This is a genomic window from Aeromonas sp. S15(2024) (assembly GCF_041402265.1).
Lineage (GTDB): Bacteria > Pseudomonadota > Gammaproteobacteria > Enterobacterales > Aeromonadaceae > Aeromonas > Aeromonas dhakensis.
This window is the reverse complement of sequence record NZ_JBGLQY010000006.1, coordinates 148,344-160,476: the sequence shown is the minus strand read 5'-3', so window position 1 is coordinate 160,476 and position 12,133 is coordinate 148,344. Positions and strand designations below refer to the sequence as shown.

Annotated in this window: 11 protein-coding genes and 3 tRNA genes; 11 read left to right on the top strand and 3 right to left on the bottom strand. The window is 60.0% G+C overall.

Annotated features, from left to right (window positions below):
- Positions 1-31: 31 nt before the first annotated feature.
- From ACB033_RS14305 to ACB033_RS14295, 3 genes are read left to right on the top strand one after another with little or no spacing between them, the layout of a single operon-like run.
- A complete protein-coding gene (locus ACB033_RS14305; protein ID WP_017779178.1) occupies positions 32-835 on the top strand; it encodes a protein-glutamate O-methyltransferase CheR in 804 nt (267 codons plus the stop codon).
- 11 nt (positions 836-846) lie between these two features.
- Positions 847-1,317 (top strand): chemoreceptor glutamine deamidase CheD, encoded by a 471-nt coding sequence (gene cheD, locus ACB033_RS14300; protein WP_017779177.1) that lies wholly within the window; start codon positions 847-849, stop codon positions 1,315-1,317.
- Positions 1,318-1,327: 10 nt separating this feature from the next.
- Positions 1,328-2,389: a chemotaxis response regulator protein-glutamate methylesterase gene (locus ACB033_RS14295; RefSeq protein WP_005303794.1), complete on the top strand. Its 1,062-nt coding sequence runs from the start codon at positions 1,328-1,330 to the stop codon at positions 2,387-2,389.
- A gap of 47 nt (positions 2,390-2,436) precedes the next feature.
- On the opposite strand, the gene ACB033_RS14290 is transcribed toward ACB033_RS14295, so the two are convergent.
- Positions 2,437-3,669: a cysteine desulfurase-like protein gene (locus ACB033_RS14290; RefSeq protein WP_162519863.1), complete on the bottom strand. Its 1,233-nt coding sequence runs from the start codon at positions 3,667-3,669 to the stop codon at positions 2,437-2,439.
- Positions 3,670-4,004: 335 nt separating this feature from the next.
- On the opposite strand from ACB033_RS14290, the gene ACB033_RS14285 reads away from it, so the two are divergent.
- The 7 genes from ACB033_RS14285 (at position 4,005) to ACB033_RS14255 (ending at position 8,044) form a co-directional block, all read left to right on the top strand.
- Positions 4,005-4,089, top strand: a tRNA-Tyr gene (locus ACB033_RS14285).
- Positions 4,090-4,120: 31 nt separating this feature from the next.
- Positions 4,121-4,205: transfer RNA gene (locus ACB033_RS14280), tRNA-Tyr, on the top strand.
- A 31-nt stretch (positions 4,206-4,236) separates the two neighbouring features.
- Positions 4,237-4,321, top strand: a tRNA-Tyr gene (locus ACB033_RS14275).
- Positions 4,322-4,455: 134 nt separating this feature from the next.
- Positions 4,456-4,728, top strand: a complete 273-nt coding sequence (locus ACB033_RS14270; RefSeq protein WP_005303800.1) for a hypothetical protein — start codon at positions 4,456-4,458, stop codon at positions 4,726-4,728.
- A 744-nt stretch (positions 4,729-5,472) separates the two neighbouring features.
- Complete coding sequence (locus tag ACB033_RS14265) at positions 5,473-6,210, top strand: EAL domain-containing protein (protein ID WP_139725289.1); 738 nt, start codon at positions 5,473-5,475, stop codon at positions 6,208-6,210.
- A 219-nt stretch (positions 6,211-6,429) separates the two neighbouring features.
- Entirely contained in the window at positions 6,430-7,794 is a 1,365-nt protein-coding gene (yegQ, locus tag ACB033_RS14260) for a tRNA 5-hydroxyuridine modification protein YegQ (protein WP_042024772.1), read from the top strand.
- A gap of 1 nt (position 7,795) precedes the next feature.
- Complete coding sequence (locus tag ACB033_RS14255) at positions 7,796-8,044, top strand: YfhL family 4Fe-4S dicluster ferredoxin (protein WP_005303946.1); 249 nt, start codon at positions 7,796-7,798, stop codon at positions 8,042-8,044.
- A gap of 78 nt (positions 8,045-8,122) precedes the next feature.
- On the opposite strand, the gene alr is transcribed toward ACB033_RS14255, so the two are convergent.
- Positions 8,123-9,196 carry an alanine racemase gene (alr, locus tag ACB033_RS14250; RefSeq protein ID WP_139725287.1) on the bottom strand — a complete coding sequence of 358 codons (1,074 nt, stop codon included), beginning with the start codon at positions 9,194-9,196 and terminating at the stop codon, positions 8,123-8,125.
- Between the two features lie 150 nt (positions 9,197-9,346).
- Positions 9,347-10,741, bottom strand: a complete 1,395-nt coding sequence (gene dnaB / locus ACB033_RS14245) for a replicative DNA helicase (RefSeq protein WP_039040054.1) — start codon at positions 10,739-10,741, stop codon at positions 9,347-9,349.
- 445 nt (positions 10,742-11,186) lie between these two features.
- Here dnaB and ACB033_RS14240 point away from each other — a divergent pair, with 445 nt between their 5' ends.
- Complete coding sequence (locus ACB033_RS14240) at positions 11,187-12,047, top strand: Tim44 domain-containing protein (protein WP_005303956.1); 861 nt, start codon at positions 11,187-11,189, stop codon at positions 12,045-12,047.
- Positions 12,048-12,133 lie beyond the last annotated feature (86 nt).

Below are 12,133 nucleotides of genomic sequence, written 5' to 3'. Positions count from 1 at the left end.
CCCGCACCCCGTTTGTTTCGGGAGTCCTTCCGTGTATCAGACCCAGTTGCATGATGATGAATTTGCGCAGTTTCAACGCTGGATCCACCAGACGGCGGGGATCGATCTGTCGCCGGCCAAGAAGGCCCTGGTCGCCAGCCGATTGTCAAAACGACTCTGTTACTATGAGCTGGAGAGCTATGGCGACTATTTCAGCCTGATCATGCACAACCGCGGCAGTGAACTGCAGATTGCGCTCGATCTGCTCACCACCAACGAGACCTACTTTTTTCGCGAACCCAAGCACTTCGAATTTCTCGGTAACAAGGTGCTGCGCCAGTTGCCAAAAGAGCGGATGGTTCGGATCTGGAGCGCAGCCAGCTCTTCCGGCGAAGAGCCCTACAGCCTGGCCATGACCCTGGCCGACCATCTGGAGCTGGGTAACTGGGAAGTGATCGCCTCGGATATCTCGACCCGGGTGCTGGAACAGGCGAGAACGGGGCTCTATCCCATCGAACGGGCCCACAACATCCCGCTGCCATTGTTGATGAAGTACTGCCTGAAGGGGGTCGGCTTTCAGGAAGGCACCTTCATCATCGATCGCAAGCTGCGCGAGAAAGTGCAGTTTTACCATATCAACCTGAATCAGGAGTTGCCTGACATCGGGCTGTTCGATGTCATCCTGATCCGCAACGTGATGATCTATTTCAACCGGGAAACCAAGGGACAGGTGCTGCAACGGCTGGTGCCGCGCCTGAGAAAAGGGGGCTACCTCATCGTCAGTCACGCCGAGAGCCTGAACGGCCTGCCCCACGGCCTGCAACTGGTATCCCCTTCCATCTATTTGAAACCTTGAGTTTTTTCAGTATGAAAGAGGTCATGCTGCAACCGGGCGAGTTCTTCTTTGGGCAGGATGACGCCATCATCCGCACCCATCTTGGCTCCTGCGTGGCCATTACCATGTGGCATCCTGAGCAGAAGCGAGGTGGCATGTGCCATTACATGCTGCCCAGCCGCGGCCACAGCGCACCGGGTCTGGACGGTCGTTATGCCGATGAGGCAATCCAGCTGTTTATCCACGAAATAGGCAAGCACCCCGCCCCCATCCACGAATACGAGGTCAAGCTGTTTGGCGGCGGCAACATGTTTATCGAACAGCAAACGCTCAACACCATGAATGTGGCCATCAAGAACATCAAGGCGGCCTGGCAGCTGACCCAGCACCTGGGCCTGACCATCAAGGCCCACCATCTTGGCCATGCGGGACACAGAAGTCTGATTTTCGAGCTGGCCAACGGCAATGTCTGGGTGCGTCATCATCGCTTGCCACACCGCTAAGGGGACGGGAATGAAACAGATAAGAGTCATGCTGGTGGATGATTCCGCCGTGGTGCGGCAGGTGTTGCAGGCCATTCTCGAGCAGGAGCCCGATATCAAGGTGATTGCCACCGCCTCCGACCCGCTGTTTGCACAAGAGAAACTGAAGAAGGAGTGGCCAGACGTGATCGTGCTGGACGTGGAGATGCCACGCATGGATGGCATCACCTTCCTCACCAAGATCATGGCCGAGCACCCCACCCCAGTGGTGATCTGCTCCTCCCTGACCGAGAAGGGGGCGGAAACCACGCTGCAGGCGATGGCCGCCGGCGCCGTCGACATCATCACCAAGCCCACGGTCGGTCTGAAAAGCTTCCTGCAGGAGTCGGCGCAAGAGCTGGCCATGGCGGTACGCGCCGCCGCCCAGGCCAATGTCAGACGCCAAGCCAGAACCCAGTCCACCACGGTCGCCCCCAAGCTCAATGCCGACGCCATCATGGCGCCGGCCAGCCAGCATGCCATGGCCCAGACTACGGAGCGGATCGTGGCGATCGGCACCTCCACCGGCGGCACCCAGGCACTGGAGGCCGTGCTGACTACCCTGCCCCGGGTCTGCCCCGGCATCGTCATTGTGCAGCACATGCCGGAGAAGTTCACCGCCTCCTTTGCCGAGCGGCTCAACAACCTATGCCAGATAGAGGTGCGGGAGGCCAGAAGCAATGATCGGGTGATCCCCGGGCTCGCGCTCATCGCCCCCGGCGGCAAGCACATGCTGCTCAAGCGCAGCGGCGCCTACTATCACGTCGACGTGATGGATGGCCCCCTCATCAACCGCCACCGTCCTTCGGTGGACGTGCTGTTTCGCTCGGTGGCCAAGTTTGCCGGCAGCAATGCCACCGGCATCATCATGACCGGGATGGGGGATGACGGTGCGCGCGGGCTGCGCGAGATGCTGGAGGCAGGCGCCAATACCTTTGCCCAGGATGAGGCCTCCTGCGTGGTCTTCGGCATGCCCAAGGAGGCCATCAAGCTCGGCGCCGCCCGCCATGTCCTGCCGCTGCAGGATATCCATCACGCCATCGTGGGCCGCTAGCAGACAGATGAGGTGACACAGCCCGGCCTGACCCGGGCTGTGTTGTTTCAATGCGGCATGTCGTCGAGCAGGGCGAACAGGCGATCAATCTCCGCCGAGGTGTTGTAGTGCATGCAACCTATTCGCAGCACACCGTCGCTCACCCCCAGCTGCTCCACCAGCGCCAGCGCATAGAAGTGGCCGGCCCAGCTGCATACCTGATGTTGCCCCAGAAACTCGGCCATCTCGGCCGGACTATGACGGCTTGAAGTGAGGGCGAAGGTAGGAGTGCGCCCCTTGCTGCCCTGAATGCCGTGCAGGGTGAACCAGGGGCGCTCGGCCAGCCTGGCCAGCAGATGCTCGCTGAGCTGCCGCTCATGGGCCTGGCTGCGGGCAAACGCCAGATCGAGGCGAGCTTCCAGCTCATGCTCGGCGCCGTCCAGCCCGGACAAGGAGGCCAGATACTCTACGGTCGCTTCTACTCCGGCCAGCGCCTCCCAGCTCTGGGTACCGGTTTCCCACTTGTAGGGCGTCACATCTTTGGCCGGTTCAACCTTGTAGGGGGTGAAATGCGCCAGGTGGCGATGCTTGCCGAAGAGGATGCCGAGGTGCGGGCCGAAAAACTTGTAGGCGGAGCAACCGAGGAAGTCGCAATCCCAGGCCTGCACGTCGATGCGCTCGTGGGGCGCAAAGTGCACCGCATCTACGTAGAGCAGGGCACCCACCCCGTGCACCGCATCGGCGATACGCGGAATATCGACCAGAGTGCCTGTGGTGTTGGAGGCCGCCGTCACCGCCACCAGCCGGGTTTTGGGCCCGAGCAGGCTGAACAGATGCGCATAGTCCAGTCCGCCGGTCGTCACATCTACTCTTGCCTGATGCACTACCACGCCGCGATCCGCTGCCGCTTGCTGCCAGCTGGAGACGTTGGAGTAGTGATCGAGCGCGCTGACGATAATCTCGTCCCCCGCCTGCCACTCTCTGGCCAAGGCACGACTTAGCGCAAAGGTCAGGGTGGTGAAGTTGGCGCCGAACACTATCTCTTCAGCCCACTCCGCCCCCAGCAAGGCCGCCACCGCCAGCCTGGCCCGCAGGGCCTGCTGCTCGGTCGCCCTGGCCGAGAAAAAGGGGCCGCCCAGATTGGCGTTGAAGCGGCCGAGGTAATCTGTCATGGCCGTGAGCACGGCGTGTGGCACCTGGGCCCCGCCGGGGCCGTCAAAAAAAACGGGGGTTTTGCCTTCAACCAGCTGATTGAGAGCGGGGAACTGGCCGCGCAACACGGCGATATCGAGAGCCTGCATAGGAGAAGTCCACAATCCATGTTAACAGTTGAATAACATGGCGAGAGTAAAATGCGGCAGCAGCAATGTCCATCAGTGAAGCGGTCAGCCATCACACTTACAAAATAAGGTGAGTTTTTCAGTATAAAACGCTGCCTGATGGCTACCGGCTGGTACGGCACCTCGCCTCGCCACCATCGTGATCAATGCCAGACAGCAGCAGGGAAGTCGTGGATAAGCGTGAAAAATGAGCGACAAATATCAAAAAATGACCGAATGATACTTTTTTGTCGCCAGATATGCCCGCAAGGGGTTCACAAAGAGCGAAGATCTGATAGTATGCGCCTCGCACTTGGGGAGGGGTTCCCGAGCGGCCAAAGGGATCAGACTGTAAATCTGACGGCTCTGCCTTCGAAGGTTCGAATCCTTCTCCCTCCACCATTCAAGTGCAACAATCAGGAAAATACCCCGTGGAGGGGTTCCCGAGCGGCCAAAGGGATCAGACTGTAAATCTGACGGCTCTGCCTTCGAAGGTTCGAATCCTTCTCCCTCCACCATATTCCTGAACAATTTGTGTAGTACCCCTGTGGAGGGGTTCCCGAGCGGCCAAAGGGATCAGACTGTAAATCTGACGGCTCTGCCTTCGAAGGTTCGAATCCTTCTCCCTCCACCATCATTCAAGAAAACCCGGCCTAGTGCCGGGTTTTCGCTTTTCACGCATCTATCCATTTGACACTGTCAGATCTGACAATTGCCTTTGGGCCCGCTTTTGGAAACAGTATTGCCATATCGTTCAAGGACATGACCATGTTTGAGATCTGGGATGAAGCAGGGCAGGCGAAAGGATTGAACCTGCAGCAATTGCAGCAGCGGCTGACCAGCTACCGGGGTGAGGTGATGGTGCGTTATATCAACCGCATCGGCTTGCCGACCACCCTGTTTCTGACGGTCGACAAGGGCCTCGCCTATCAGCGTTTCAAGGCAGACACCCCCCTGCTCGACTGGGACTGGCTGGCACAGGCCATAGAGCCAGAACAGCGCAAAACCCCATTGCTGCCGCTTGAGGCCGTTGCCCGCTGATAGTCAGCGCCCGCGATACCGTTACATGTAGAAATGAACTCAATATCGGTATTTATTTTAAAAATTCTCTCCAAGACTTTTACCACAAGCTACTCACTATAGCTGGCCATGCGGCGGGATATATCTTCTCAACCAAGCAGCACATTTCTTTAATTCCAACCATCATCCCCCCCACTCATCATGCCCCCTGCGAAATATCCCGCCAAGCTATGATTCCATGAAAACAACCTTGATAAAATACATCGAAAGCTCGCCATCAATATTTTTGGTCAGTCACCAAGCCTGTTTCTCATAAACATTCTATTTTCCCCTCCCCTGCAGGCCTGGTTGATGACCCCAGAGGGTACACCACCTAAACCCTGCCGGCTTTGCTCTGCTCAGGTGGTGACCAAGGCAGGCCGGCTAGCGGGTAATCCAATGAATGGCAACTCTCGCCAACAGCTTGGCACCCGACAGTTTGCGTGCCCAATTGTTACCAAATCATGCTGACCTGCCATACAGCGTTGACATACTTGTTCAAGCCGACATTTATGCGCTGTTATTTAATACCAGCATCCGGTTAACTTCTTCTCTGCATTATCACATGCAGTCAGGAAGTATTGAACTTATATGAAAATATATTTCATCGAGACACGTCCATATATAAATCCGGCTAGCTCACCCATATTATCAGAGGATTCCTACAGAACATTCCGCGCTCCATCCGCTATTATCCACAGCCATATCCGTCAACAGGTGAGTGCCGTGTTTGCATTTCAAGAAGAGTACCCAATGAGTGACATGGCAAGCATCCCGGCGGCCGAGCTTGCTGTGCCCTTCTATCAGCCGATCATAGGGCGGGACCATCAGGTCAAGGGTTATGAGGTGCTGGCCAGACGCTGGGATCCGGCTCAGCTGAGTTATCAGGGCATCGACTTTCTCTCCCTCAGTGAGGATCAATCCCTGCATCTGGACATCGTCATGCTCAGAGCCGTCATGCGGGATCTGCCGACCCTGGCAAAGGCGGGCTCCTATCTGCTCTCCATCAACCTCAACCCGACCCTGAGCAGCCCCACCTATCAGAACCTGTTGTTGCTGGTGTTGATCCAGGCGCGCAAGCTGGGGATCGAGATCTGGTTCGAGGTGCTGGAGCACGCCCCACTGCACCCTCCGCATCGGGCGCTGATCGAGGTGCTGCGTGAGCACGGTGCCCACATCGCCTGCGACGATTTTGGCACCCAGGCCTGCAACTTCCAGCGAGTGATGGCGCTACCCTACGAGATCATCAAGCTGGATCGCTCCCTGCTGCTGCAAGCCAGCAAGACACCCCATGCCCTGCGCATGCTGACCGGTCTGGTGGAGTACCTGCAGCGGCTTGGCATCAAGGTGGTGTGCGAAGGGGTCGAAACCCTGCAGCACATCGAGACAGCCAACCGGCTCGGCTGTGAATATCAGCAGGGCTATGCCTACGCCATGCCTTCTCCCCTCTCCCGCTGTGCCTGAGCGGCCCATTTTACCCGTCGACTCGCGCCGGGGATGATTCCCTGCCAAATTGCATGATGCGGTGAGGGCGAGTACAATCTCGCACCCCGTTTATCCGGCCGATGCCGGGTATGCCGTGACCGGGTGTGCGGTGTGAGTATCCACTCCCGGCGCAGCTCAACCCATACGACGCCATCAGGTGGCGCCGTCCTGATTTGCAATCAGACATAAGAGTCCGACATGTTTAAACCAGAATTGCTCTCCCCCGCAGGTTCCCTCAAGAACATGCGTTACGCCTACGCCTATGGCGCCGATGCCGTCTATGCCGGCCAGCCCCGCTACAGCCTGCGGGTGCGCAACAACGAATTCGATCACGAGAACCTGCAGCTCGGCATCAACGAAGCCCATGCCCTCGGCAAGCAGTTCTACGTGGTGGCCAACATCCAGCCCCACAACTCCAAGCTCAAGACCTTCATCCGCGACATGCGCCCCGTGGTGGAGATGAACCCGGATGCGCTGATCATGTCCGACCCCGGTCTCATCATGATGATGCGTGAAGCCTTCCCGGACATGCCCATTCACCTCTCGGTGCAGGCCAACGCGGTCAACTGGGCCACGGTGAAGTTCTGGCATCAGATGGGCCTGACCCGTGCCATCCTCTCTCGCGAGCTGTCGCTGGACGAGATCGAAGAGATCCGCATGCAGGTGCCGGAGATGGAGCTGGAAGTGTTTGTCCATGGGGCGTTGTGCATGGCCTACTCCGGCCGCTGCCTGCTCTCCGGCTACATCAACAAGCGCGACCCCAACCAGGGCACCTGCACCAACTCCTGCCGCTGGGAGTACAAGGTGCACGAGGGTAAAGAGGACGAGGTGGGCCAGATCGTCCATCGTCAGGAGCCCATCGCCGTGCAGAAGGTGGATCCGACCCTGGGCGCCGGCAAACCGACCGATGCGCTGGTGCTGCTGGAAGAGTCCAACCGTCCGGGCGAGTACATGAGCGCGTTCGAGGACGAGCACGGCACCTACATCATGAACTCCAAGGATCTGCGCGCCGTCGAGCATGTGGAGCGGCTGACCAGGATGGGCGTCCATTCGCTGAAGATCGAAGGCCGTACCAAGTCCTTCTACTACTGCGCGCGCACCGCCCAGGTCTATCGCAAGGCGATCGACGATGCGGTAGCCGGCCGGCCGTTTGACCGCAGCCTGATGGGCACCCTGGAGAACCTGGCCCACCGCGGCTACACCGAGGGCTTCCTGCGCCGTCACAACCACAGCGAATACCAGAACTACGACTACGGCTACTCGGTCTCCGATACCCAGCAGTTCGTCGGCGAAATCACCGGTCGCAACGGCGACATGGTCGAAGTCGAGGTGAAGAACAAGTTCCTGGTGGGCAACAGCCTGGAGCTGATGACCCCGCAGGGCAACCTCAGCTTCAATCTGGAGCAGATGCAGAACCGCAAGGGCGAGCTCATCGACACCGCGCCGGGCAACGGCCACGTGGTCTACGTGCCGGTACCGAAGGAAGTGGACGTTGACTACGGCATCCTGCTGCGCAACCTCGGCGAGCGCGAGGATACCCGTCAGCCCCACTCGGCCGCCTGAGATGTCCCTGCTCATCACCGACAAGTGCATCAACTGTGACATGTGCGATCCCGAGTGTCCGAACCAGGCCATCAGCCTTGGCGAGGAGATCTACGAGATCGATCCCAGTCGCTGCACCGAGTGCGTCGGTCACTACGAGAAGCCGACCTGCATCAGCGTCTGCCCTATCGACTGCATCATCTGGGATCCCGCCCATGTGGAAACCGAAGAGCAGCTGATGGAGAAGTTCGTGCGGATGCACAGGCAGTAAGAAGAAGCTGCAGGTCGCAACAACATCATAAAAAAAGCCCCGCATGCGGGGCTTTTTCACGTTTGGCGCTCACGGCAGCTAGACGTATTCCATAAAGACCCGGGAGGTAAGCTTGGTGATGAGCTCGTAGGGAATGGTGCCGATCTGGTCGGCCACCCGCTCCACCGGCAGCCCTTCACCCCAGAGCACCGCCTCGTCGCCGGCCTTGTCGGTGGCGCCTGGGCCGAGATCCACCGTGGTCATGTCCATGGAGACCCGTCCTACCAGGGGTACGATGCGGCCATTGACCAGCACAGGTGTGCCGTTGGGGGCCATGCGCGGATAGCCGTCGCCGTAACCGATGGCAATGACCCCGAGCCGGGTATCGCGATCCGCCACCCAGTTGGCGCCATAGCCCACCGGCTCGCCCGCCTTGTGATCCCGCACCGCAATCAGTTGTGTCTTGAGGGTCATCACCGGCTGCAGATCGTAATCCGCCGCCACCGTATTGGGGAAGGGCGAGACGCCATAGAGGATGACACCCGGACGCACCCAGTCGCAGTGGGAATCCGGCCAGGCCAGGATGCCCGCCGAGTTGGCCATGGCCCGCTCACCCTTGAGCGGCGCGGTCAGCTGGCTGAACAAGTCGATCTGCTCGCGGGTGGTGGGCTGCTCCAGCTCATCGGAGCGGCTGAAGTGAGTCATGATGTTGAACGGCTGCACCACGTTCTTGCACTTGCCGAGCCGCTCGATAAAGGCAGGCATCTCGTCGGCCCGTACCCCGAGCCGGTGCATGCCGGTGTCGAGCTTGAGCCAGGCCACCACGGGAGCGGGCAAGTCCGCCTGCTCCAGCGCCTCGAGCTGCTCCCAGGTGTGCACCGCGGTCTGCAGGTTGTTGGCTGCCAGCACCGGCAGGTCGGCGGCGCTGAAGAAGCCCTCCAGCAGCACGATGGGCTTGACCACGGCGCAGGAGCGCAGCATCAGCGCCTCTTCGATGCGGGCCACCGCGTAGGCGTCCGCATCCACCAGGGTGCGGGCGACCGGCAGCAAGCCATGGCCATAGGCGTTGGCCTTGACCACCGCAATGATCTTGCATTGGGGAGCGTGGCGTTTGACCACGGCGAGGTTGTGGCGCAGGGCCGCTGTATTGATTTGGGCGATAGCCGCTTTCATCTGTTTTCCCTTACGAGGGCATGATAACGCGCCAACGCGTCAGGCACCGGGTGGTGTCAGCCCTCAAATCTCATCGTCTAAGGCCGGACCGGCAGAATTGTCGAACCGGGAAAACTGTTTATGGATGCCGGGAGCAGGCTCCCGGCTTACTTAGTAGTCATCATCAAACGCCGGGCCCGCATAGTTGTCAAAGCGCGAGAACTGACCCTGGAAGGTGAGCCGCACTCGTCCTATGGGGCCGTTACGCTGCTTGCCGATGATGATCTCGGCGATCCCCTTGTCGGGACTGTCGTCGTGATAGACCTCGTCGCGGTAGATGAACATGATCAAGTCCGCATCCTGCTCGATGGAGCCGGATTCCCGCAGATCCGAGTTGACCGGGCGCTTGTCGGCACGCTGTTCCAGGCTTCGGTTCAGCTGGGAGAGCGCCACCACGGGGCACTGCAGCTCTTTCGCCAGCGCCTTGAGGGAGCGGGAGATTTCACCGATTTCCAGAGTACGGTTGTCAGACAGCGCCGGCACCCGCATTAGTTGCAGGTAGTCCACCATGATCATGCTGATGCCGCCGTTGTCCCGCGCCACCCGGCGGGCACGGGAGCGCACTTCGGTCGGGGTCAGGCCGGAGGAGTCGTCGATGTACATCTTCCCCTTCTCCAGCAGCAGCCCCATGGTGGAGGAGAGCCGCGCCCAATCCTCGTCGTCGAGCTGGCCGGTCCGCACCTTGGTCTGGTCGATGCGCCCCACCGAGGCGAGCATACGCATGATGATCTGCTCGGAGGGCATCTCGAGGGAGAAGATCAGCACCGGCTTGTCGGCGGTGAGGGCCGCGTGCTCGCACAGGTTCATGGCAAAGGTGGTCTTGCCCATGGAAGGACGGGCGGCGACGATGACCAGATCCGAACGCTGCAGGCCGGCGGTCATCTTGTCCAGATCGTTGTAGCCGGACGACACGCCGGTCACCCCGTTGTGGGGGGTCTTGAACAGCTCTTCAATCTTGTCGACGGTCTGCTCGAGGATGAGCTTGAGCGGCTGGGGGCCCTCGTTGGCGCTGGTGCGCTGCTCGGCGATCTGGAACACCTTGCTCTCGGCAAGATCCAGCAGATCGTTGGAGGTACGGCCTTGGGGCTCGTAACCCGCTTCGACTATCTCGTTGGCGACCGAGATCATCTCCCGCACCACCGCCCGCTCACGCACGATCTCGGCGTAGGCGCTGATGTTGGCGGCACTCGGGGTGTTCTTGGCGATCTCCACCAGATAGGCGAAGCCACCGGCCTCTTCCAGTTGCTCGGAGCGCTCGAGCTCCTCCTGCAAGGTGATGAGGTCAATGGGGTTGCCCGCATTGGAGAGGCGGGTCATGGCCTGGAAGATCAGGCGGTGCGGGCGGCTGTAGAAATCCTTGTCGATCACCCGTTCGGCGACCCGATCCCAGGCCTCGTTGTCCAGCATCAGGCCGCCCAGTACGGACTGTTCGGCCTCAAAAGAGTGGGGAGGTACTTTCAGCTGTTGTGTCTTGGCGTCTTTTTTCGCCGTCACTTGCTCTGCCATACACATAAAAACCGCAGCGGGAAGGGGACGGGAATTTTACAAAAGAAACCCCGCCATCGCGAGCGCAAATACGCGCTATTCACTTCTCTGTGGCCCAACCGCCCTCCTGTTGGTTGCTGCCATCGCCTCCTGATGACCGTTGCCGCGCAAAACGGGGCTCAAACCACGATAAAGGGCCAGACCAGGGTCAGTTCACCCTTGCTCTGTCTGGTTTTGCTGCGCAGTTTGCGCTCCTTGCGGCTCAACCGTCTGTTTTTCATGGGACACACTCCTGCCATTGACACCCACACGACGTGGTTCTTCGTTCATGAATAATTCATGCCAATCATGGTACATATCGGCCCAAGCTGCGACACATTTAGGGACATGCAGCCTGCCATGCGCCTCGCTGAGCTTGCCAAAGCAGAGCATGCCCCACCCACAGACGAGAGTGAAAAGAGTCAAAATGAAAAAGATGCTGACCCTGTTTGCCGTGATCCTGGCCATTGGCCTGGGGGCACCTCACGCCGAAGCCAAGAAGTTTGGCGGCGGCAAATCCTTCGGCAAGAGCTACAAGACGGCGCCGGCCCAGCCCGCCGCCAAGCCGGTCGACACCAAGAACCCCACCGTGGGCGCCCAGACCCCGCCGAAAAAGAGCGGCATGATGGGTGGTCTGCTGGGTGGCCTGCTGGCCGGCGGCCTGTTCGCCTACCTGCTGGGCAGCGGTGCCTTCGAAGGCCTGCAAGGGATGGACTTCCTGCTGATCGCCCTGCTGGCACTGGGCGGCGTATTCCTGTTCCGCACCCTGCGCAAGGGCAAGATGGCGGCATCGCAGCAGCAACAGACGGCCTATGCCGGCTATCAGCCGCCCCAGAGTGCGGCTCCCCAGCAGTTCGAGCAGAACCACAGCGCCCCGCAGGCCACCGGTTTCGCCGACAGCGATGTGCCGTTCCGCCTGCCGCCAGGTTTTGACATGAACGGTTTCCTGGCCGGCGCCCGCGATCACTACCGCACCCTGCAGGAAGCCTGGAACAAGAACGATCTGGAGAAGATCCGCGAATACGTCAGCCCCGAGCTGTTCGAGCAGCTCAAGGCCGACCGCGCCGAGCTGACCGGTGAGCAGCACACCGAGGTGATGTATGTGGATACCCAGCTGGTGCGCGCCGACTACGGCAGCGACTGGGCCCAGGTGAGCGTGCGCTTCAGCGGCCGCTACATGGATCGCCAGGAGCAGGTCGAGGAGGACATCAAGGAGGTGTGGCACCTCGAGCGCAACCTGGCCAAGGACAATGCACCCTGGCACATCGTCGGCATCGAGCAGCTGTAAGCTCGACCAGCCAGTGATGACGGATAAAGGCGGCCTGCGGGCCGCCTTTGCTTTTTGGAGGTCGCTGAAGCCCCTTGTAGTGGCTA

What these genes read in the sequence shown, in the direction of transcription:
- alr (WP_139725287.1), bottom strand. Translation starts at nt 9,196, where the DNA reads ATGAAAGCGGCTATCGCCCAAATCAATACAGCGGCCCTGCGCCACAAC.
- dnaB (WP_039040054.1), bottom strand. Translation starts at nt 10,741, where the DNA reads ATGGCAGAGCAAGTGACGGCGAAAAAAGACGCCAAGACACAACAGCTG.
- ACB033_RS14270 (WP_005303800.1), top strand. Translation starts at nt 4,456, where the DNA reads ATGTTTGAGATCTGGGATGAAGCAGGGCAGGCGAAAGGATTGAACCTG.
- cheD (WP_017779177.1), top strand. Translation starts at nt 847, where the DNA reads ATGAAAGAGGTCATGCTGCAACCGGGCGAGTTCTTCTTTGGGCAGGAT.
- ACB033_RS14290 (WP_162519863.1), bottom strand. Translation starts at nt 3,669, where the DNA reads ATGCAGGCTCTCGATATCGCCGTGTTGCGCGGCCAGTTCCCCGCTCTC.
- ACB033_RS14255 (WP_005303946.1), top strand. Translation starts at nt 7,796, where the DNA reads ATGTCCCTGCTCATCACCGACAAGTGCATCAACTGTGACATGTGCGAT.
- yegQ (WP_042024772.1), top strand. Translation starts at nt 6,430, where the DNA reads ATGTTTAAACCAGAATTGCTCTCCCCCGCAGGTTCCCTCAAGAACATG.
- ACB033_RS14240 (WP_005303956.1), top strand. Translation starts at nt 11,187, where the DNA reads ATGAAAAAGATGCTGACCCTGTTTGCCGTGATCCTGGCCATTGGCCTG.
- ACB033_RS14295 (WP_005303794.1), top strand. Translation starts at nt 1,328, where the DNA reads ATGAAACAGATAAGAGTCATGCTGGTGGATGATTCCGCCGTGGTGCGG.